This window comes from Acinetobacter sp. TUM15064, assembly GCF_008980265.1.
Classification (GTDB): domain Bacteria; phylum Pseudomonadota; class Gammaproteobacteria; order Pseudomonadales; family Moraxellaceae; genus Acinetobacter.
The window spans coordinates 1-462 of the sequence record NZ_BKFU01000209.1 but is presented as its reverse complement, the minus strand read 5'-3'; the positions used below and the strand labels follow the sequence as shown (position 1 = coordinate 462).

At 43.3% G+C, this 462-nt stretch carries 1 pseudogene; it reads right to left on the bottom strand.

The features are described from left to right. Positions 1–462: pseudogene (locus tag GBI16_RS18455) on the bottom strand (integrase core domain-containing protein); the annotation flags it as partial.

The window sequence follows — 462 nt, the reverse complement described above, 5'->3', positions numbered from 1 at the left end:
CAATGGCTACAGTACCATCCGGATATTCCAGGAACTCAAGATACTTGCCGCCCAATCTTTGATTTTCTTCGCTGTTTTCCAAGATATATACGCATTTATCATAAGTAATCGTCAAGCTGTTCGTGACCCTGCGGGGTTCACGCCAGGTAAAAACATCATCTAATTCTTCGGCTGTTTCAGCGATAGGCCGATGTAGATCCTTGGAATTAAAAGCCATCTTGGCGAATTTACGATTAAATTGCTCAATAAAGCACGGCAGCCACTTATTGGCATCTGCAATTGAACTGATGCCTTCTAGACGCATCTCCTTAATCAGACGATCCTGAAGTGTTCTATTCGCTCGTTCTACACGACCTTTGGCTTGAGGGGAGTTAGCGAAAATGATATCGATATTGAGAGTGCTCAGAACACGTCCAAACTGGGTAATCTTGGTGTCTTTCTTACTGCTTTGATTCACCCTAA